The sequence below is a fragment of the Bradyrhizobium iriomotense genome, assembly GCF_018129405.1.
Classification (GTDB): Bacteria; Pseudomonadota; Alphaproteobacteria; order Rhizobiales; family Xanthobacteraceae; genus Bradyrhizobium; species Bradyrhizobium iriomotense_B.
The window spans coordinates 183,206-203,585 of sequence record NZ_JAFCLP010000013.1; the positions used below are offsets into that span (position 1 = coordinate 183,206).

Consider the following 20,380-nt stretch of genomic DNA (forward strand, 5'->3'; position numbering starts at 1 on the left):
TCTAATTGGCCGGCGCGTTCAAGCCGGAACTGACGCTTCGTCTACGTCAGCCATGTTGCATGGATTTGTCGCGATCAGCGCGACGCGCTCTCCCTTTTGCCCAACAATTATATGATATAATTATCGTCTGCGGATCGGCGCGACAAGCGCGTCCGCGCCGCACCCTACAGAATCGGGAGGAGCAGTATTGCGGACAAAAGTCGCAATCATCGGGGCCGGGCCGGCTGGATTGTTGCTTGGGCAACTGCTGCATCGATACGGCATCGACAATTTCATCCTGGAGCGGCAGAGCCCGGACTACGTGCTCGGCCGCATCCGCGCCGGTCTGCTGGAGGAGGGAACCGTCGCGCTGCTGGACCAGGTCGGCGCCGGCACGCGGGCGCACGCCGAAGGCCTGGTGCATGAAGGCATCGAGCTCGCTTTTTCCGGCAGCCGGCACCGCATCGACATGAAGGCTGCGACCGGCAAGACGGTCATGATCTACGGCCAGACCGAGGTCACGCTCGACCTGATGAATGCACGCAAGGCCACAGGCCTTACCTCGGTTTACGAAGCCAAGGACGTGCAGCCGCATGATTTCGACGGCAGTCACCCGCGCGTTACCTATGTCAAAGACGGCGTCACCCACACGCTCGATTGTGATTTCATCGCCGGCTGCGACGGCTTTCACGGCGTCAGCCGCGCCAGCGTGCCGGCCTCGGCGATCGAGGAGTTCGAGCGGGTCTATCCGTTCGGCTGGCTCGGTATCCTCTCCGAGACGCCGCCGGTCAGCCACGAGCTGATCTATTCCAACCACGCGAGAGGCTTTGCGCTCTGCACCATGCGCTCGACGAAGCGCAGCCGCTACTACGTGCAGTGCTCGCTCGACGACCATGTCGACCAATGGCCGGATGATCGCTTCTGGGACGAACTGAAACGGCGGCTCGACCAGGAGGCCGCCGACAGCCTCGTCACGGGTCCCTCGATCGAGAAGAGCATCGCCCCCTTGCGCAGCTTCGTCGCCGAGCCGATGCGCTTCGGCAAGATGTTCCTGTGCGGCGACGCCGCCCATATCGTGCCGCCGACCGGCGCCAAGGGGCTGAATCTCGCCGCCAGCGACGCGCATTATCTGTCGAGCGCCTTGCGCGAGTTCTACGACGAGAAATCCAGCGCCGGCATCGATGCCTATTCCGCCACGGCGCTGGCCCGCGTCTGGAAAGCGGTCCGCTTCTCCTGGTGGATGACCTCGATGCTGCACAAATTCCCCGACACCGGCACCATCGGCGCCCGCATCCAGCTCGCTGAGCTCGACTACGTCACGCAGTCCCAGGCCGCGATGACGTCGCTGTCGGAGAATTACGTGGGGTTGCCGTTCTAGAGCGGCACCGCCGTTTTGATCAAGACTGTCATGCCCCGCGAAGGCGGGGCATCCAGTACTCCGAGACAGTGCGGCTAGAACCGAGCCGCTGCGGCGTACTGGATGCCCCGCCTTCGCGGGTGATGACAGCTGTGGTGAGGCGACAGCGCAGCCCATTTCAAACACCCGCGCAAACCCCGTTTAAAACTTTGTAGGCGGTGAAACCGTCATCCACATCGCGTTCAATGGCCTCAGCCACATACACGCGAGACAGCCATGACCTCCACCGACATCCCCGACGGCTTCGAGCCGCTCTTTCGCAAGAGCCCTCTCACCGAGCCCTGGGAGCCGCTCTATGCGAAGAAGACCGACAAGGCCGTCATCATCGGCCTGCGGCTGGCGAAGCCACATACCAACGGCCGCGGCCTGATCCATGGCGGCCTCATCACCGCGCTCGCCGACAATGCCATGGGCTATAGCTGCGCGCAGGCGACGGGCTGGACCACGTCGTTCGTGACGGTCTCGCTCTCGGTCGATTTCGCCGGCTCTGCGGAGATCGGCCAGTGGTGTTCGATCGAGAGCGATGTGATCAAGACCGGCAAGACGATCTGCTTCGCGCAAGCCCTGGTGAAGGCCGACGACGTCGTGATCGCGCGGGCGAGCGGGACGTTTCGCGTGGTGCCGAAGAAGGGTTAGTTGTCGTTCCGGGGCGGTGCGAAGCGCCGAACCCGGAACCTCGAGATTCCGGGTTCTCGCTTCGCGAGCCCCGGAATGACAGTGATCACCCGAACCTCCACTCCGCCGTCTCCACCACGAGATCGATGAACGCGCGCACCTTGGCCGAAAGCAGGCGCGAGGTCGGGTAGACGATGTGGATCGGCAGCGCCGGCTGCTCGTATTTCGCCAGCACGATCTTCAGGCGTCCGCGCTTCAGCCCCTCGGCGGCCTGATAGGCCAGCACCCGCGTCACGCCGCCGCCGGCCTCGGCATATTGCAGGGCGGCATCGGCGCTGTTGCTGGTGAAGCGCGGGGTCGGTGTCACCTCGATGTCACGGCCGTCCTGCACGAAGTGCCAGCTGGCCGATGGGCCGAACTGGATGGTCTGGTGCGCGGCGAGCGCTTCCGGCGTCTTCGGCTCGCCGTGGCGCTTCAAATAGACGGGCGCGGCCACCACGATCCGTCGCATCTCGCCGACCTGGCGCGCCACCAGCGAGGAATCGGCGAGGTGGCCGATCCGCACCGCGGCGTCGACGGCATCTTCCACGAGATTGACGAAGTTGTCCGACAGCCTGAGCTCGGCGGCGACTTCGGGATAGCGCTTGAGATAAGCGGTCATCACCGGCCCGACATGCAGCCGGCCGAAGCCGACCGGCGCCGACACCACCAGCCGTCCGCTCGGCCGGTTGCGCTCCTCGCGCGCGGAGCCGTCGGCCTCCTCGACATCGGCGAGGATGCGCCGCGCGCGCTCCAGATAGCGCGTGCCGACGTCGGTCAGCGTCACTTGCCGCGTGGTCCGCTGCAGCAGCCGCGCGCCGAGATGCTCCTCCAGCGCCGCGATCAGCCGCGTCACCGCCGAGGGCGACAGCTTGAGCTTGCGCGCTGCCGGCGCAAAGCCGCGCAGATCGGCGACGGTGACGAAGACGTGCATGGCTTCCAGGCGGTCCATGGACATTATTGCATATATCGCAATGATGAAGTGTCAAGACGGTCAATTGTTTTAAACGCTGAAGGAGCCATGTTAAACCGCGAAAGACGCAGGAATGAGCCGGAATTTCAGGAGATGTTCCGATGACGGCAGGACACACCTATGCCAGCGACGTGGCCTTCTCGCCGGCGGTGAAGGCGATCCAGGCCCGCAAGGGCTCGCGCGAGGCCTATGCGCGTAGCGAGCAGCGCGGCTGGCGCACGGAGGTCGACGACAACCTCGAAGCCTTCCTGGCTGACGCCAACAGCTTCTACTTCGCAACCGCCTCGGCCGACGGCCAGCCCTACATCCAGCACCGCGGCGGGCCCAAGGGATTTCTCAAGGTGCTGGACAAGCAGACGCTCGCCTTCGCCGACTATGCCGGCAACCAGCAGTTCATCACCCAGGGCAATCTCTCGGAGAACCCAAAGGCCTACATCTTCGTGATGGACTACGCCCATCGCCGCCGGGTGAAGATCTGGGGCGAGGCGCGAATCGTCGAGGACGACGAGGCGCTGACGACGTCGTTGATGCCGAAGGGCTACCGCGCGCGGCCCGAGCAGGTGATCCTGTTCAAGATCGCGGCGTGGGACACCAACTGCCCGCAGCACATTCCGCAGAAATTCGACGCCCCGGATGTCGCGGCAGCGCTGGCGGCGCGCGATCAGCGCATCGCGGAGCTGGAGGCGGAGGTGGCGGCGCTGAAGGGGGAGAAGGCGGCGACTAGGTAACGAGGCCGCCGCCTCCGCTATGTCCGCATCCTCCGCTGTCATGCCCCGCGAAGGCGGGGCATCCAGTACGCCGCGACGGCCCGGTTCAGACGCGGCCGTCTCTGGAATACTGGATCGTCCGCCTTCGCGGACGATGACAGTCGAGTTTGTAGCGGCGCCCCGGACCTACAACACGCTCGCGCCTTCGTGCTGGAAACCGAGATAGCTCGCCGCAACCCGCTCGTTCGCCGCGATGTCGCTGGCCTTGCCGCTCAGTACGAACTCGCCGAGCTCCATCACATAGGCCTGGTCCGCGATCTTCAGCGCGGCTTGTGCGTTCTGCTCGACCAGCAGCACGGAGACGCCGCTGGCGCGAAGCTCGGTGATGATGCGGAAGATGTCGGCGACGATGATCGGGGCGAGGCCGAGGCTCGGCTCGTCCAGCATCAAGAGCTTCGGCTCGCCCATCAGCGCGCGGCCCATTGCGAGCATCTGCTGCTCGCCGCCGGACAAGGTGCCGGCGAGCTGCTTGCGGCGCTCCTTGAGCCGCGGAAACAGCGCATAGACCCGCTCGATCGAGGACTTCGCCCGGCTCCGCTCGATGCGGAAGGCCCCGAGCTCGAGATTGTCCTCGACATTCATGGTCACGAACAATTCGCGGTGCTCGGGCACGAGGCCGAGGCCCATCGCGACGCGATCCTCGATGTCGAGCCGGGCGAGATCCTGGCCGGCAAAGGCGACGCGGCCCTTCAGCGGCAAGATGCCCATGATGGCCGAGAGCAGCGTGGTCTTGCCGGCGCCGTTGGCGCCGACGATGGTGACGATCTGGTTGGCGCCGACCTCGAGCGAGACCGAGCGCACGGCCTCGACCTTGCCATAGGCGACATGGGCATCGGTGACGGACAACAGCGCGCTCATGCCGCCACTCCGAGATAGGCCTTGATCACTTCGGGATTGGTCTTGATCGTGGCGGGCGTGCCTTCCGCGATCTTGGTGCCGAAATCGAGCACCACGATGCGGTCGGCGAGGTTCATCACAAAGCCCATGTCGTGCTCGACCAGAAGGACGGACATTCCGCCGTCGCGCAGCTCGCGGAGCAGCGTAGCGAGGCGCTGCTTCTCCATGTGACGCAGGCCCGCCGCCGGCTCGTCGAGCAGCAGCAGCATCGGATCGACGCACAGCGCGCGGGCGATCTCGACGATGCGCTGCTGGCCGAGCGAGAGCGAGCCCGCGAGCTGGTGCATCTGCTCGGTGAGGCCGACGCGCTCGATCTGGCGGGCGGCTTCCGCGAGCAGCTTCGCCTCGTCAGCGCGATCGAGCCGCAGCATCGAGGCGATCGGGCCGGAATGGCCGCGCAGATGCGCGCCGATCGCGACATTCTCCAGCACGGTCATGTCGGGGACCAGCTTGACGTGCTGGAAGGTCCTGCTGATGCCGAGCTTGACGATCTCCTGCGGCGGCGCCTTGTCGACCTTCTTGCCGAGCACCGAGATCGAGCCCGAGGTCGCCGACAGCACGCCGGTGATCAGGTTGAAGGTGGTGCTCTTGCCGGCGCCGTTCGGTCCGATCAGCGCGACGATCTCGCGGGCCTGGACGTCGAAGGAGACGTTGTTCACCGCGACCACGCCGCCGAATTGCTTGCGCGCTTTTTCAACCTGAAGCAGGACGCCGGCCTCGGCGGGCGCGCGGCTGCGTTGCTCCAGCTTCAACGAGGTGTCCGGCTTTCTGCCGCTGGTGCGCTCGGGCAGGAACGACATCAGCCAGGGCCACAGGCCGCCGGGGGCGAGCTGCAGCAGCGCCACCAGCATGATGCCGAACACGATGGTCTCGACCTGGCCGGAGCCGGGCAGGATCAGCGGCAGATAGCTCTGCAGCACCTCCTTCAGCACCACGACGATTGCCGCGCCCAGCACGCCGCCCCAGACATAGCCGGCGCCGCCGACCACCGCGATGAAGAGATATTCGATGCCGGCCTGCGCGCCGAACGGCGTCGGGTTCACCGCGCGCTGGAGATGCGCGTAGAGCCACCCCGAAAGGCCGGCGAGCACCGCGGCATGGATGAACACCAATAGCTTTGCCCGCGGCGTGTGCACACCGAAAGCCTCGGCCGCGACGTGTCCGCGGCGCAGCGCGCGGATGGCGCGGCCGGTGCGGGAGTCCAGGAGGTTCATCGTCAGCAACGCGGAGAGGATCACGGCGACCCAGATCGCGTAATAGATCGAGCCGGGCGAGAGCATCTTGAACGCGCCGATCGACAGCGGCGGGATCGCCGAGATGCCGTCGTTGCGCCCAAGGAACTCCAGCTTGCTGAAGAGATAGAACAGCCCTAACCCCCAGGCGAGCGTGCCGAGCGGCAGATAGTGGCCCGACAGGCGGACCGTGATCAGCCCGAGCAGCACCGCCAGCGATCCGCTGACCAATAGCGACAGCGGCAACGTCAGCCAGGGCGACAGGCCGTAGGCCGTCGACAGCACGGCAGTCGTGTAGGCGCCGAAGCCGACGAAGGCCGCCTGCCCGAACGAGGTGAGGCCGCCGACGCCGGTCAGCAGCACGAGGCCCATCGCGACCAGGGCCGCAAGGCCGATATTGTCGAGCAGCACGATCCAGAACGGCGGCATGCCCGGGACAAACGGGATCGCCGCCATGACAAGCGCGAAGACGAGGATGGGAAGCCGGCTCTGCATGCGCCTCAGTCCTTCTCTTCCTCGACCGCGGGCGCGGCGAGCGAGCGCAGCAGCAGCACGGGGATCAGCAGCATGAAGACGATCACTTCCTTGTAGTTGGAGGCATAGAAGGACGAGAACGCCTCGACGATGCCGACGACCAGCGCCGCGACGGCGGTGAGGGGATAGCTGACGAGCCCGCCGATGATGGCGGCGACGAAACCCTTCAGGCCGATCAGGAAGCCGCTGTCATAGTAGAGCGTCGTGATCGGCACGATCATGATGCCCGACAGCGCGCCGATGACCGAGGCCAGCAGGAAGGCGATCTGCCCCGACAGCGTGGTGCGGATACCGGCGAGCCGCGCTCCCAACCGATTCACCGCGGTCGCGCGCAGCGCCTTGCCGTAGAGCGTCAGGCCGAAGAACAGCCAGAGCCCGACGATGAAGGCGATGGTGATGGCGTAGACGGTGATGCTCTGGCCGGTGAAGCGCAGCGCGCCGGCGGTGAAGGCGCCGGACAGCACGGCAGGTCCGCGCTGGCCCTCGGCGCCGAAGAACAACAGGCCGAGGCCCTGCAGCGCAAGGTGCACGCCGACGGATGCGATCAGCAGCACCAGCACGGAGGTGTGCGCCAGCGGCTGGAAGGCGATGCGGTAGAGATAGAGGCCGATCATGGCCACGATCACCAGCGACAGCGCGATGCAGACTGCGACCGGCGGCTTCTGGGCGGCGAAATAGATGGTCAGCGCCAGCACGATCGCCGGCAGCACGATGTTGGTGATGAAGCTGCGGACGACCAGCCGCCCATGCAGCGCCTTGCGCGCCACGAACAGGTCGAATGCGAAGGCGCCGATGCCAAGCGCGAGCGCAAGCTTCGCCGTGCCCGGCATCTGGCCCGCGGCCAGCGAGGCGTAGGTCAGCGCGCCGTAGGTGACGAATTCGCCCTGGGGAATGAGGATGACGCGGGTGACGGCGAACACCAGCACCAGCGCCAGGCCGAGCAGCGCGTAAATTGCGCCATTGGTGATGCCGTCCTGCACCAGGAACAGCATGATAGTGGTGTTCAAGACCGGACGCTCCCCCTCAAGATCGAGGACAGGCCTCCGCAATTGCGGTGGATGGTCCCCTCACAGCCATTGAAATACGCTGACGATATTTGATATGGTCCATAACAATTATCAAATATAACATCAAGGGTGGGGAACGACCCGCCCCGAATTTAGCGGGATTACGAGCACGAGGCGATGACCGTTTCCAAAACCGCTGAAAAGTCTTCCGAAAAGCCTGCCGACGCGGCCAAGGGCCGCAAGGACGCGGGCGAGCCGCAGGCTGAAGCCCTCCAGCTCGGCGAGCTTTCCGAGCAGCTCGGCTATGTCCTGAAGCGTGCGCAGCTCAAGGTGTTCGAGAACTTTTTGCGCTGCATGGCCTCGCTCCAGCTGACGCCGGCGCAATTCTCGGTGCTGCTGCTGGTCGAGAAGAACCCCGGCCGTAACCAGACCGAGATCGCCTCCACGCTGGGCATCCTCCGCCCGAACTTCGTGGCCATGCTCGACAACTTGGAGAGCCGCGACCTTTGCGCGCGGATCCGCTCCACCAACGACCGCCGCTCGCACATCCTGGTCTTGACCGACAAGGGCAAGGCCGTGCTGGCGCGGGCGAAGAAGCTGGTTGCGACCAAGCACGAGGCGCGGCTGAACGATCTGCTCGGCCAGGCCAACCGTGAAGCCCTGCTCGGGATGCTCTCGAAGATCGCGAACGAGTTTTGAGCCTCCGCTGTCATCGCCCGGCTTGACCGGGCGATCCAGTATTCCAGAGACGGCACGGCTGGAATCGAGAAGCCGCGGCGTACTGGATTCCCCGCTTTCGCGGGGAATGACACCGTTGTTGGGGCAGCGACCCTCAATCCACCAGAATCACCCTGATATCATTCACGTTCGTCAGCGTCGGGCCGGGCAGCAGCAAATGCGCGCGAACCCGGAATGACGGTGGTCGGGACAAGCCCGGCCGTGATGGCAGCGTGCGAGCACATGAGCTCCGAGGGACCTCGAGCGGAATGATGCGTTGCATCTGGAAGATGATGCTTGAAACGTCATTTTGCGCGCTCTAAGCTTGGTAAATCAAGCGCTGTAACTGCCACGGACAGTGTGCCCCGTGATCACCGCCGCGCAGCTTCGAGCCGCCCGTGCTTTGCTCAGGATTGACCAGCGCGAACTCGCGCAGCGCTGTTCGCTGTCGCTGCCGACGATCCAGCGCATGGAGGCCTCCGAAGGGGTGATCCGCGGCAATGTCGATTCCCTGGTGAAGCTGGTTGAGGCGCTGTCGCTTGCCGGCATCGAGCTGATCGCCGAGGGGGCGGTGTCAGGCGCCGGGGGCCGTGGTGTGCGGCTGAAGTCTCCACCCCCGAGCGCAGGCGGCCAAGAGCGATGACGACGCGCACGCAAATCATGATCCGGGAGCGGCCATGATCGCTGTGGCGCTATGGTCAGTGGCGGCTCTGCTGGCGCTGGCGCCCGCGGGGGTCGTGCTGTCGACGCGCCCGCGCGGCTCGATCATCCTTTACGGCGGATGCCTGATCGCCACATCGACGCTGTGTGTCACGGCGCTGTCCGATCTGCTCTATGTCCCTCAACTGACGCCGAGCGCGACACTGCCGATCGGCCTGCCCTGGCTCGGTGCCCATTTCCGGCTCGATGCGCTGTCCGCCTTCTTCCTCGTCGTCATCAATCTCGGCGGCGTCGCTGCGAGCCTTTTCGCGCTCGGTTACGGCCAGCACGAGGACTCCCCCGGCCGCGTGCTGCCGTTCTATCCTGCCTATCTCGCAGCGATGAACATCGTCGTGCTGGCGAACGATGCCTTCAGCTTCCTGGTCGCTTGGGAATTCATGTCGCTGACCTCCTGGGCGCTGGTGGTGTCGCATCACCGGGAGGCCGAGAATATCCGCGCCGGCTACGTCTATCTTCTGATGGCGAGTTTCGGCACGCTGGCGCTGCTGCTCGCGTTCGGCCTGCTCGCGAGCGGCGCCGGTTACGATTTCGATGCGATCCGAGCCTCGCATCCTTCCGCTGCAGTGGCCGGCATGGTGCTGATCCTCGCGCTGCTGGGCGCCGGCTCCAAGGCTGGCCTGGTACCGCTGCACGCCTGGCTGCCGCTCGCCCATCCCGCCGCACCCAGTCACGTCTCCGGCCTCATGAGCGGCGTCATGACCAAGGTCGCCGTCTACGGCTTCGTGCGCATCGTCTTTGACCTTCTGCCCGAGCCGGTGTGGTGGTGGAGCATGGTGGTGTTGCTGGTCGGCGGTCCGACGGCGACGCTGGGCGTGCTCTATGCGCTGATGCAGCGCGATATCAAGCGCGTGCTCGCCTATTCAACGATTGAGAACATCGGCATCATCTTCACCGGCCTCGGGCTGGCACTGGCTTTCAAGGCGGAAGGGCTCGACTGGGTGGCGGCGCTGGCTTTCACCGCGGCGATGCTGCACGTCTTCAATCATGCGCTGTTCAAAAGCCTGCTGTTCTTCGGCGCCGGCGCGGTGCTGGGAGCAACAGGCGAGCGCGACATGGAGAAGCTCGGCGGGCTGATCCATCGCATGCCGAAGACGGCGTTCGCGATGCTGATCGGCTGCGTCGCGATCTCGGCATTGCCGCCGTTCAACGGCTTCGTTTCGGAATGGCTGACCTTCCAGGCGATCCTGCTCTCACCGCAACTGCCCTCCTGGGGCCTCAAACTGGTGATTCCGGCGGTCGGCGGCTTGCTGGCGCTCGCGGCCGCCTTTGCCGCGGCCTGCTTCGTCAAGCTCTATGGCATCAGCTTCCTCGGCCGGCCGCGTTCGGATGTCGCGGCGTCGGCGCATGAGACCGACCGCTTCTCGTTGACCGCGATGCTCGTGCTTGCCGCTTTCTGCCTCATTGCCGGTATCCTGCCCGGGCTGTTCATCGATGCGCTGGCGCCGGTGAGCAAGGATATGGTCGGCAACATCATGCCGCATCAGGTCGGATTGCAGTGGCTCACCATCGTGCCGATTGCGGAAAGCCGCAGCTCCTATAACGGTCTTCTGGTGTTCGTGTTCGCAGCACTCTGCGGCACGGCGGCGGCATCAGCCATTCACCGTCTCGCATCCGATCGCTTGCGCCGCGCACCGGCCTGGGATTGCGGCTATCCCGATCCAAACCCGGCGATCCAGTACTCGGCTTCCAGCTTCTCGCAGCCGATCCGCCGCGTGTTCGGCAGCGTCATCTTTGCCGCGCGCGAGATCGGCGAGATGCCGCCGCCGTCCTCGCCGCGTCCTGCTCGGCTCCGGGTCGAACTGCACGATCTGATCTGGGATGCGTTGTACGCGCCGATTGCGATGGTCGTCGGCTTTGCGACGGACCGCATCAATATCCTCCAGTTCCTCACCATCCGCCGCTACCTGACGCTGGTCTTCGTGGCGCTGATATTGCTGCTGCTGGTGGTGGCACTATGAACGCGCTGCGCGACATTCTCTCCCAGGGCGCCCAGATGTCGCTGGTGCTGGGGCTCGCGCCGCTGCTGACGGGTTTCGTGCGCAAGGTGAAGGCGCGGCTGCTGCGCCGGCGAGGGCCGCCGCTGCTTCAGCCCTATCGCGATCTCATTCGCCTGATGCGCAAGGACGTCGTGCTCGCGGACAATGCATCCTGGCTGTTCCGCGTCATTCCCTATCTGATCTTCTCGGGCACCTGGGTCGCCGCCTCGCTGGTGCCGACTTTCGGCAATGGCCTGTTGTTCTCCTGGACCGCCGACCTCATCGCCATCATTGCGCTGCTCGGCAGCGCCCGTTTCTTCCAGGCGCTCGCCGGCATGGATGTCGGCACCGCCTTCGGCGGCATCGGCTCCAGCCGCGAGGTCATGATCGCCTCCCTCGCCGAGCCCGCGATGCTGATCACCGTATTCTCGGTTGCGATGATCGCCGGCTCGACACAGCTCGCCAACGTGGCCGAGTTCATGGGCTCGGACGCGGTCGGCTTGCGCGTGTCGCTGGGCATGGCGTTCGTGGCACTGACCATCATGGCGCTGGCGGAAAATGCCCGTATCCCCGTCGATAACCCCGCCACCCATCTCGAGCTCACAATGGTGCACGAGGCCATGGTGCTGGAATATTCGGGGCGGCATCTCGCGCTGATCGATCTGTCGTCACAGCTCAAGCTCCTGCTCTATGTCTCGCTGATCGCCTGCGTGTTCCTGCCATGGGGGATGGCGACTGCGGACGCGAGCGTCGCCAGGCTCGTCTTCGGCGCGCTGCTCTATCTCGGCAAGCTGACGGTTCTTGGCTTTTTGCTCGCCGTGTTCGAGACGTCGATCGCCAAGATGCGCGTGTTCCGGATTCCGGAGTTCCTGGGCGCAGCGCTGATGCTGGCGTTGCTCGCCACCCTGTTGCGCTTCGTGTCGGGGAGCCTCTGACAGATGAGCAGCCTGCAATTCGACATAGCCCACCTGCTCGCCGGCTCCCTCGTGCTGGCGAGCTTCATGATGCTCTACCAGGACCGGCTCTATGCGCTGCTCAACGTCTATGCGCTGCATGCCGGCGTGCTGGCGCTGTCGGTGGCCTGGCAGGCCTATGTGCAGCAAGCGCCGCATCTCTATGTCACGGCGCTGATCGCGCTGGTGTTCAAGGCCATCATCATCCCGGTGGCGCTGCATCGGATCATCAAGCGGCTCGGTATCCACCGCGAGATCGAGAACGTGATCGGGATCGGGTTGACCATGATGGCCGGCATCGGCCTCGTCGCACTGTCGATGGTGGTGATGCTGCGGGTGACGCCGGGCGCAGATGCGCTCGCGCGCGAGGACCTCGCCTTCGCGCTGTCGGTGGTGCTGCTGGGGCTCCTGATCATGGTGACGCGGCGCAACGCGGTGAGCCAGGTCGTCGGCTTCATGTCGCTGGAGAACGGGCTGGTGCTGGCGGCAACCGGCGCCAAGGGCATGCCGCTGGTGGTCGAAATCAGCGTCGCCTTCTCGGTGCTGATCGCCTTCATCGTGATCGGCATCTTCCTGTTCCGCATCCGCGAGCGCTTTGACAGCGTGGACATGCAGGCGCTCGATCGTTTCCGCGGAGAGCGGCGATGAGCATCGACGTCCTCGGCGCCATCCTCGTGATCCCGGCCGTCTCGGCGGCGCTGCTGGCGATTTTGCCGGGCTATAGGCAGACGGCGAAGCTGAACGTGGTGGCAGCACTCGCGACCTTCCTGACCTCGCTCTCGCTGTTCGTGGTCGAGCCGGTGTCGGGGCAGTATCTGTTGGTGGACGACCTCAACAAGGTCTTCATCGTGTTGACCACCTTCGTCAGCTTCACCACATCGGTGTTCAGCGCGAGCTATATCCAGCACGAGATCGAGATCGGACGCCTGACGCCGACGTTCCTGCGCTTCTATCACGCGATGTATCAGACGCTGATGTTCGCGATGAACCTCGCGCTCGTCGCCAACAATATCGGCCTGATGTGGGTCGCAGTTGAAGTGGCGACGCTGACGACCGTGCTGATGGTCGGCATCTACCGCACCCACGAGGCGCTGGAAGCGGCCTGGAAATACTTCATCCTCGGCAGCGTCGGCATCGCGCTGGCGCTGTTCGGGACCATCCTGGTCTACATGGCGGCGCGCCCGGTGGTCGGCGAGGGGCTCGACGGCATGGTGTGGACGGTGCTGGTGAAGCACGCCGCACAGTTCGACCCGGCGCTGCTCAACGTCGCCTTCGTCTTCCTGCTGCTCGGCTACGGCACCAAGGTCGGCCTCGCGCCGCTGCACGCCTGGCTGCCCGATGCCCATGCGGAGGGCCCGACGCCGATCTCGGCGGTGCTCTCGGGCCTCCTGCTCAACGTGGCGCTCTACGCGCTGTTGCGCTTCAAGATGATGCTCGCGGTCAATCCCGCGGCCATCGCGCCGGGGCCGTTGATGGTGACGATGGGCCTGATCTCGGTGATCTTCGCTTCGCTGATGCTCTACCGCCGCCGCGACATCAAGCGCATGTTCGCCTACTCCTCGATCGAGCATATGGGCATCATCGTCTTCGCCTTCGGTATGGGCGGACCGCTCGCGAATTTCGCCGGCCTCCTCCACATGACCATGCATTCCCTGACCAAGTCGGCGATCTTCTTCGCCGTCGGCCACATCGCGCAGGTCAAGGGCACGCAGAAGATCGCCGACATCGGCGGACTTACGGTGACCAATCCCGTGCTCGGCTGGGGATTGATGCTCGGCGTCATCGCCATCGTCGGGTTGCCGCCGCTCGGCATCTTCATGAGCGAGTTCCTGGTGGTAAGCTCGACCTTCTCGCACGCGCCCTGGCTGACGGTCATCCTGGTGCTCGGCATCATCATCGCGCTCGGCGGCCTCCTGCTGCGCGTCGGCTCGGTGATGTTCGGCGAGCCCAAGGGACCTACCGCGCCGGCGGAGGCGTCCTATGTGCCAATGTTTACGCATCTCGCGCTGGTGCTGATGGCCGGCCTTTACCTGCCGCCGGGGCTGGTCACCGGCTTCCAGAACGTCGCGAAGCTCCTAGGGTAGGCCATGGGCATCCTCGACAGCATCCCCCATGTCAATGCGGTGTCGTCGCACCGACCCTGGCCGCGCGCGGTCGTGACGGAGGCGGGCTGGCAGGCGGCGATCGATCGACTGGTCGGGGGAGGCCTCACACTGCTAGGCTTCTGGGGCGAGCCTGCGGCAGTGCATTTGGCGATGCTCGACGGAGGCTCGGCCGAGATCGCGGTCGTGACCTACGCGTGTACCGCCGGCACATTTCCAAGCGTCGCCAGCAGTCATCCGCCAGCGCTTCGGCTGGAACGGACCATCCATGATCTGTTCGGGCTTGTTCCGACCGTCGCTGGCGATCTGCGGCCATGGCTCGATCACTACGTCTGGGGCAAATCCTATCCGCTCTCCGGCCGCAATGCATCGCGCGACGTGCAGCCGTACCAGTTCCTTCCGGCCGAGGGCGAGGCGTTGCATCAGGTGGCGGTCGGCCCCGTCCATGCCGGGATCATCGAGCCCGGCCATTTCCGCTTCACCGCCAATGGCGAGCATGTGGTGCGACTGGAGCAGTGGCTCGGCTACACCCACAAGGGCATCGAGTCGCTGATGCAGGGCGCGAGCCTCGAGGCCGCGGCAAAGCTCGCCAACCGCACCTCCGGCGACAGCGCGGTGGCCTACGCTTTCGCTTTTGCCCGCGCGGCGGAAGCCGCGCTCGACATCGAGGTGCCGCGGCGCGCGACGTGCTTGCGGGCGCTGATGGCGGAATTGGAGCGGCTCGCCAATCATTTCGGCGACATCGGCGCGATCTGCAACGACGCCTCGTTCGCGCTGATGCACGCCCAGACCGGCATTTTGCGCGAGCGGACCCTGCGCGCTGCGGATGCTGCGTTCGGCCATCGCCTGATGATGGACGTCGTCGTGCCCGGTGGCGTGGCGCGCGACATCGCGCCGGACGGTATCCCGGCGCTGCGAACGCTGCTTGCTGAAATCAAGAAGGTATTCCCGCGCCTGATCGAGCTTTACGACAACACCGCATCCTTGCAGGACCGCACCGTTACCACGGGCATCGTGAAGGCGGACTATGCGCGGCAGTTCGGCGCCGGCGGCTATGTCGGCCGCGCCTCGGGCCGCAATTTCGATGCACGACGCACGCTCGCTTACGCGCCCTACGATCAATTGTCGTTCGAGGTGCCGGTGCTGGAAGCCGGCGATGTCAACGCACGGGTCTGGATCCGCATCCGCGAGGTCGAGCAGAGCGTCGAGCTGATCGCGCAGATCCTCGACCTGATGGAGCCGGGCGAGATCAGGACCGCTCTGCCGGCGGGGCGCGGCGCATGCGAAGGTCTGGCGCTGACGGAAGCGTTCCGCGGCGACGTGCTGGTCTGGCTGCGGCTCGATGGCGAGTTGCGCGTCGAACGCTGCCACCTGCGCGACGCCTCTTGGTTCCAGTGGCCGCTGCTGGAAACTGCGATCGAGGGCAACATCATCGCCGACTTTCCGCTCTGCAATAAGTCGTTCAACTGTTCCTATTCGGGCGCGGACCTCTAAGCCATGCGCAAGACCCTGCTCGAAAGCCTCACCCATGGCTCGCTCACGGAGCCCGCGCCGGCACCGGACGAGTCAGCGCTGGCGGAGCTTGCAACGAAAGTCGACCGCGCGGCCCAGGCCAGGCTTGGGCGTTCTCTTGCCATTCGCGAGGTCGATGCCGGGTCCTGCAACGGCTGCGAGCTGGAGATCCACGCGCTGTCCAACGCCTTCTACGACATCGAACGTTTCGGCCTGCGCTTCGTCGCCTCGCCACGCCATGCCGACGTGCTGCTGGTCACGGGTCCGGTGACGAAGAACATGCGGCAGGCGCTGGAGCGGACCTACAACGCGACGCCCGATCCGAAATGGGTCGTCGCGGTCGGCGGCTGCGCGATCGATGGCGGCATTTTCAGAGGCAGCTACGCCTGCGTCGGCGGCGTGTCCGAGACCGTTCCGGTGGATCTGCACATCAAGGGCTGCCCGCCGTCGCCGACGGACTTGTTGAAGGGCCTGCTGGCGCTGCTGGAGCACGTCAGCGGCAAGCGGTAAGCCGCGCTCACACACTCCGTCATTGCCAGCGTACTGGAATCCGCGCCCGCGATGGCATCGAACAAAGCGAGTCCTAAAGCGCGATGAGATTTGGATGAATCGTCATCGCGCTTTAGGTTATTGTTTGAGCATGATCTTTCCGGAAAACCGCTGCACACTTTTCCGGATCATGCTCTAATCCACCAGGATCACCCGGATATCGTTGACGTTCGTCAGCGTCGGGCCGGGCTGCAGCAGATCGCCCGTGGCCTCGAAGAACGTCGTCGCGTCGTTGTTGTTCAGATAAGCCTGCGGCTGCAGGCCTTGCGCCTTCATTTTCGCGAAGGTCGCAGCGTCGATCAGCGCGCCGGCGGGGTCGGTCGGGTGGCCGGCGCCGCCATCGGCGCCGTCGGTGTCGCCGGCGAGCGCCGCAATACCCGCCGTGTCCTTTAAGAGGCCCGCCAGCGCCAATGCGTATTCCTGGTTGGGACCACCGCGCCCGTTGCCGCGCACGGTCACCGTGAGCTCGCCGCCGGAGAGGATCGCGATGCGCTTGCCTTGCGCACGCGCCTCGAGCGCCAGCCTGGCGTGATCGGCGGCGACCTCGCGCGCCTCGCCCTCGAGATCGGCGCCGAGATCGATGGTCTCATAGCCGGCCTCTTGAGCGAGCTTCACCGCGGCGTCCAGCGATTGCTTGGGCCGTGCGATCAGCTCGAACGACGCGCGCGCGAAGGCGGCATCGCCGGGCTTGCAGCTTTCATTGGCGGGATCGTCGAGCGCGCGGCGCACGGCGTCGTCGATGTCGAGCTTGTACTTCGCGACGATCGCGCGCGCATCCGCCAGCGTGGTCGGATCGGGCACGGTGGGGCCGGAGGCAATCGCGGAAGGATCGTCGTGCGGCACGTCGGAGATCGCGAGCGTGACGATCTCGGCGGCGTTCCTGCCCGCGCGCGCGAGCCGCCCGCCCTTGATGCGCGAGAGGTGTTTTCTGACGACGTTCATCTCGCCGATCGGCGCGCCCGAGCGCAGCAGCGCCTTGTTGACCGCCTGCTTCTGCGCGAAGCTGATGCCGTCCACGGGCGCGATCCAGTTCGCCGAGCCGCCGCCGGTGAGCAGCACCAGCAGCAGATCGTCAGGGCGAGCCTCGCCTGCGAGCGCGAGCGTATCGGCCGCGCCCTTGAGGCCCGCCTCGTCGGGTACGGGATGGCCGGCCTCGACCACGCGGATGCGGCGCGTCGGCACGCCATAGCCGTGGCGCGTGGTGGCGATGCCGACCAGCCGCTCCGGCGCGAGTTCTAACGTTTCGAGATAATGCCGCTCCGCGGCCGCGGCCATCGCGCCGGCCCCCTTGCCGGCGGCAAGGCAGATCACGCGCCCCTTGGGCGCGGGGCGCAAGTGAGGCGCCAGAATCGTATTCGGATGGGCGGCGGCAACGGCGGCGTCGTAAAGCGCGCGGAGCAGGGGACGTCGGTCGGTCATGACGATGGCCTCAAGCAGACTCTTGGCGGCGGCGGGGCCGCCAGTCACATGCCTAGCGCATCGGGCGCGAAAGCGTAAGCAGGCTTTACCATCATTCGATTGTGCAATCGCGTGATCATAATCGCCGCGCAAGCAAAAGCCCCCTGCGATGGTCTCGCAGGGGGCCGCTACGTCGTTGTCTATTTCGGCCTAACCGGAGACATCGCCGTTGATGACGTCCCCGAATCGCTCCCAGCTCTCACCCTTGAAGCGCATCAGCTGAAGTTGCGAGATCGGAGCGAAGTCGCTCGGACTGGTATTGATCTTGACTCCCGGCAACAGGCCGATGAGTTCGACGTCCTTCAAGCTGGCCGCCTGTTTCATCACGTTCTGGCGCGTCAGGTCGTCACCGCAAGCCTTCAAGACGCGCACAAGTCCTTGCGACACGATGTAGGCGTACATCACATTGAAGTCGGCGCGATTGGCCTCTGGATAATATTTGTCGAGAAACCCGTTCCAGGCCTTGACCGCGGCATCGTCTTTCCATTGCGGATCAGTGGGGTCCTTGAGGTAGATGGATGAGATGATGTCTTGCGCGTTTTCGAAGCCGGCAGGCTTGATCACGCTTCCGATCTGGGCCGAGACGTTGTTGAGGAAGTGCAGCGGCTTCCAGCCGATCTCGGCATTCTTCTTGATCGCCTGCGCCGCGAATTTCGGCGTGCTGATGTTGAAGAACACGTCGGCGCCGGTCGCCTTGAGCTTGACGATGTGGGAGTCGATGGTGGGCTCCGAGACCTCATAGCTTTCCTCGACGACGATCATCGAGGCGGCCTTGCTGCCGAGCCCGTCCTTGAAGCCTTTCAGATAGTCCTTGCCGTAATCGTCGTTCTGATAGAGCACGGCGATCTTGGCGTTCGGATGGTTCTTCAGGATGTATTTCGCGTAGATGATGGATTCGCTCTGGTAGTTGGGCTGCCAGCCCATGGTCCAGGGAAACTCCTTCGGATCATTCCACTTGGTGGCGCCGGTGGCGACGAACAGTTGCGGCACCTTCTTCGAATTCATGTACTTGTGGATCGCCGAATTCGGCGGCGTGCCGAGCGAGTTGAAGATCAACAGCACCTCGTCGCTCTCGACCAGCTTGCGCGCCTGCTCCACCGTCTTCGGCGGCGAGTAGCCGTCGTCATAGGAGATGAAGTTGATCTTGCGGCCGTTGATGCCGCCTTCCGCATTGATCATGCGGAAATAGGCTTCCTCCGTCTTGCCGATCACGCCGTAGGCGGAAGCCGGTCCGCTGTAGGGCATGATGTTGCCGACCTTGATCTCGGTGTCGGTCGCGCCGGTATCGTACTTCTTCTGGGCCGATGCAGTGGAGGCCGAGGCCGCGATGAGCGCAAGCGCCAGTGACGCGGCCGCAAGTTTGCCGGTGACAGCGGGCATTCCTATCTCCCTGATTTTCTTGATGAGTGTGCGTCATTTTCTTTTTTGGCTTCTTGGCGACGCGGCGGCGATTGAATACGATTTGCGTTGCGGCATCAAGGAAAAGCCCCTGCGAGGAGGTCGCAGGGGCTGCTTCTTTAGTAGTCATGGTCGGCCATGCCGGCCTTTCAGCCGCTGACGTCGCCACTGAGGACGTCGCCGAACAGCTCCCAGCTTTCGCCCTTGAAGCGCATGAGCTGCACCTGGGACAGTGGAGCAAAGTCGGTGGGGCTGGTATTGGCCTTGATGCCCGGCAGCAGGCCGGCGGCTTCGAAGTTCTTGATGCTGGCTGCCTGCTTCATGACATTGGCGCGCGTCAGATCGTCGCCACATGCCTTCAAGACGTGCTCGAGGCCCTGGGCCACGATGTAGCCGTACATCACCGCCGAATCCGTTCGGTTGGCTTCGGGATAGTACTTGTCGAGGAACGCATTCCAGGCCTTCATCGCCGGATCGTCCTTCCATTGCGGATCGGTCGGATCCATGTAGTAGTTCGAGGAGATGATGCCTTGCGAGGCCTCGAAGCCAGCCGGCTTCATGACGCTGCCGATGGAGACCGAGACGTTGTTGAGGAAGTGCATTGGCTTCCAGCCGATCTCGTGCATCTTCTTGATCGACTGAGCCGCAAATTTCGGCGTGGTGACGTTGAAGAATACGTCGGCATCCGTTGACTTCAGCTTGACGATGCTGGAGTCGATGGTCGGCTGCGCCACCTCGTAGCTTTCCTCGACGACGATCATCGACTCTGCCTTGGTGCCTAGGCCGTCCTTCAGGCCTTTGACATAATCTTTGCCGTAGTCGTCATTCTGATAGAGGATGGCTATCTTGGCGTTCGGCTTCTCCTTCAGAATGTACTTTGCGTAGATGCGGGCTTCGGTCTGGTAGTTCGGCTGCCAGCCCATAGTCCACGGGAAATTCTTGGGATCATCCCATTTGGTGGCGCCGGTGGCGACGAACAGTTGCGGCACCTTCTTCGAGTTCATGTATTTCTGGATCGCCGTGTTGGGCGGCGTGCCGAGCGATTGGAAGATCAGCAGCACCTCGTCGCTCTCGACCAGCTTGCGCGCCTGCTCCACCGTCTTCGGCGGGGAATAGGCGTCGTCATAGCTGATGAAGTTGATCTTGCGGCCGTTGATGCCGCCCTCGGCGTTGATCTTGCGGAAATAGGCCTCCTCGGTCTTGCCGATCACGCCGTAGGCGGAGGCTGGTCCGCTGTAGGGCATGATGTTGCCGATCTTGATTTCGGTGTCGGATGCGCCGGTATCGTATTTCTTCTGCGCGAACGCGGTCGTGGACAAGGTGGCAGCGAGCACGAGGGCAGCCGAGAAGGCCCCCAATCGCACATGCATTGCAGGCATCTTGATCTCCCTAGGTAGGTTTGAATGTGCCGTGTTCTTGATCGGAAGCGATCGTTGCGCGTCGCTCCGGCACACATTGAATACCCTTCCCGGGCGACCAGCAAGGAGAACGCCCCGCCCGAGCTGTCGCAGCGGGACCCTCTTTTTTCGAGACGA

At 64.5% G+C, this 20,380-nt stretch carries 18 protein-coding genes; 11 read left to right on the forward strand and 7 right to left on the reverse strand.

The features are described from left to right. The first annotated feature begins 187 nt into the window (after nucleotides 1-187). Together pobA and JQ592_RS25015 are read left to right on the forward strand one after the other, a co-directional pair. Entirely contained in the window at nucleotides 188-1,357 is a 1,170-nt protein-coding gene (gene pobA / locus JQ592_RS25010) for a 4-hydroxybenzoate 3-monooxygenase (RefSeq protein ID WP_211405428.1), read from the forward strand. Between the two features lie 255 nt (nucleotides 1,358-1,612). Beyond that, complete coding sequence (locus JQ592_RS25015; RefSeq protein WP_211405429.1) at nucleotides 1,613-2,032, forward strand: PaaI family thioesterase; 420 nt, start codon at nucleotides 1,613-1,615, stop codon at nucleotides 2,030-2,032. 85 nt (nucleotides 2,033-2,117) lie between these two features. On the opposite strand, the gene JQ592_RS25020 is transcribed toward JQ592_RS25015, so the two are convergent. Continuing rightward, the gene (locus tag JQ592_RS25020) at nucleotides 2,118-3,002 is read right to left on the reverse strand and encodes a LysR family transcriptional regulator (RefSeq protein WP_211405465.1); all 885 of its coding nucleotides are present in this window, start codon (nucleotides 3,000-3,002) and stop codon (nucleotides 2,118-2,120) included. 122 nt (nucleotides 3,003-3,124) lie between these two features. Here JQ592_RS25020 and JQ592_RS25025 point away from each other — a divergent pair, with 122 nt between their 5' ends. Next, complete coding sequence (locus tag JQ592_RS25025) at nucleotides 3,125-3,751, forward strand: pyridoxamine 5'-phosphate oxidase family protein (protein WP_211405430.1); 627 nt, start codon at nucleotides 3,125-3,127, stop codon at nucleotides 3,749-3,751. Between the two features lie 165 nt (nucleotides 3,752-3,916). Here the strand turns inward: JQ592_RS25025 and JQ592_RS25030 are convergent, their stop codons facing one another. Genes JQ592_RS25030 through JQ592_RS25040 form a run of 3 tightly spaced genes read right to left on the reverse strand, consistent with a single transcriptional unit; the run spans nucleotide 3,917 to nucleotide 7,460 of the window. Beyond that, nucleotides 3,917-4,648, reverse strand: a complete 732-nt coding sequence (locus JQ592_RS25030) for an ABC transporter ATP-binding protein (protein WP_211405431.1) — start codon at nucleotides 4,646-4,648, stop codon at nucleotides 3,917-3,919. After that, on the reverse strand, nucleotides 4,645-6,414 hold the full coding sequence (locus JQ592_RS25035) for a branched-chain amino acid ABC transporter ATP-binding protein/permease (protein ID WP_211405432.1): 1,770 nt from the start codon (nucleotides 6,412-6,414) through the stop codon (nucleotides 4,645-4,647). Before JQ592_RS25035 ends, JQ592_RS25030 begins: the two co-directional genes overlap by 4 nt. Nucleotides 6,415-6,419: 5 nt before the next feature. Then, nucleotides 6,420-7,460 carry a branched-chain amino acid ABC transporter permease gene (locus JQ592_RS25040; protein WP_211405433.1) on the reverse strand — a complete coding sequence of 347 codons (1,041 nt, stop codon included), beginning with the start codon at nucleotides 7,458-7,460 and terminating at the stop codon, nucleotides 6,420-6,422. A gap of 177 nt (nucleotides 7,461-7,637) precedes the next feature. On the opposite strand from JQ592_RS25040, the gene JQ592_RS25045 reads away from it, so the two are divergent. From JQ592_RS25045 to JQ592_RS25080, 8 genes are all read left to right on the forward strand, one after another. After that, nucleotides 7,638-8,159: a MarR family winged helix-turn-helix transcriptional regulator gene (locus JQ592_RS25045; RefSeq protein ID WP_211405434.1), complete on the forward strand. Its 522-nt coding sequence runs from the start codon at nucleotides 7,638-7,640 to the stop codon at nucleotides 8,157-8,159. Between the two features lie 385 nt (nucleotides 8,160-8,544). Further along, nucleotides 8,545-8,820, forward strand: coding sequence for a transcriptional regulator (locus JQ592_RS25050; RefSeq protein WP_211405435.1), 276 nt, complete (start codon nucleotides 8,545-8,547; stop codon nucleotides 8,818-8,820). Between the two features lie 34 nt (nucleotides 8,821-8,854). Next, nucleotides 8,855-10,855, forward strand: a complete 2,001-nt coding sequence (gene hyfB / locus JQ592_RS25055; protein WP_211405436.1) for a hydrogenase 4 subunit B — start codon at nucleotides 8,855-8,857, stop codon at nucleotides 10,853-10,855. After that, complete coding sequence (locus tag JQ592_RS25060; protein WP_211405437.1) at nucleotides 10,852-11,808, forward strand: respiratory chain complex I subunit 1 family protein; 957 nt, start codon at nucleotides 10,852-10,854, stop codon at nucleotides 11,806-11,808. The genes hyfB and JQ592_RS25060 overlap by 4 nt, the downstream gene beginning before the upstream one ends. A 3-nt stretch (nucleotides 11,809-11,811) precedes the next feature. Then, nucleotides 11,812-12,474 carry a hydrogenase-4 component E gene (locus tag JQ592_RS25065; RefSeq protein ID WP_211405438.1) on the forward strand — a complete coding sequence of 221 codons (663 nt, stop codon included), beginning with the start codon at nucleotides 11,812-11,814 and terminating at the stop codon, nucleotides 12,472-12,474. Continuing rightward, on the forward strand, nucleotides 12,471-13,910 hold the full coding sequence (locus tag JQ592_RS25070) for a hydrogenase 4 subunit F (RefSeq protein ID WP_211405439.1): 1,440 nt from the start codon (nucleotides 12,471-12,473) through the stop codon (nucleotides 13,908-13,910). The genes JQ592_RS25065 and JQ592_RS25070 overlap by 4 nt, the downstream gene beginning before the upstream one ends. 3 nt (nucleotides 13,911-13,913) lie before the next feature. Continuing rightward, on the forward strand, nucleotides 13,914-15,422 hold the full coding sequence (locus tag JQ592_RS25075) for an NADH-quinone oxidoreductase subunit C (RefSeq protein ID WP_211405440.1): 1,509 nt from the start codon (nucleotides 13,914-13,916) through the stop codon (nucleotides 15,420-15,422). Nucleotides 15,423-15,425: 3 nt separating this feature from the next. After that, entirely contained in the window at nucleotides 15,426-15,950 is a 525-nt protein-coding gene (locus tag JQ592_RS25080) for an NADH-quinone oxidoreductase subunit B family protein (RefSeq protein WP_211405441.1), read from the forward strand. Between the two features lie 174 nt (nucleotides 15,951-16,124). Here the strand turns inward: JQ592_RS25080 and JQ592_RS25085 are convergent, their stop codons facing one another. From JQ592_RS25085 to JQ592_RS25095, 3 genes are all read right to left on the reverse strand, one after another. Further along, nucleotides 16,125-17,408, reverse strand: a complete 1,284-nt coding sequence (locus JQ592_RS25085; RefSeq protein ID WP_211405442.1) for a glycerate kinase type-2 family protein — start codon at nucleotides 17,406-17,408, stop codon at nucleotides 16,125-16,127. Between the two features lie 189 nt (nucleotides 17,409-17,597). Beyond that, the gene (locus JQ592_RS25090; protein ID WP_211405443.1) at nucleotides 17,598-18,827 is read right to left on the reverse strand and encodes an ABC transporter substrate-binding protein; all 1,230 of its coding nucleotides are present in this window, start codon (nucleotides 18,825-18,827) and stop codon (nucleotides 17,598-17,600) included. A gap of 167 nt (nucleotides 18,828-18,994) precedes the next feature. Further along, nucleotides 18,995-20,224: an ABC transporter substrate-binding protein gene (locus JQ592_RS25095; RefSeq protein ID WP_211405444.1), complete on the reverse strand. Its 1,230-nt coding sequence runs from the start codon at nucleotides 20,222-20,224 to the stop codon at nucleotides 18,995-18,997. Between the last annotated feature and the right edge of the window lie 156 nt (nucleotides 20,225-20,380).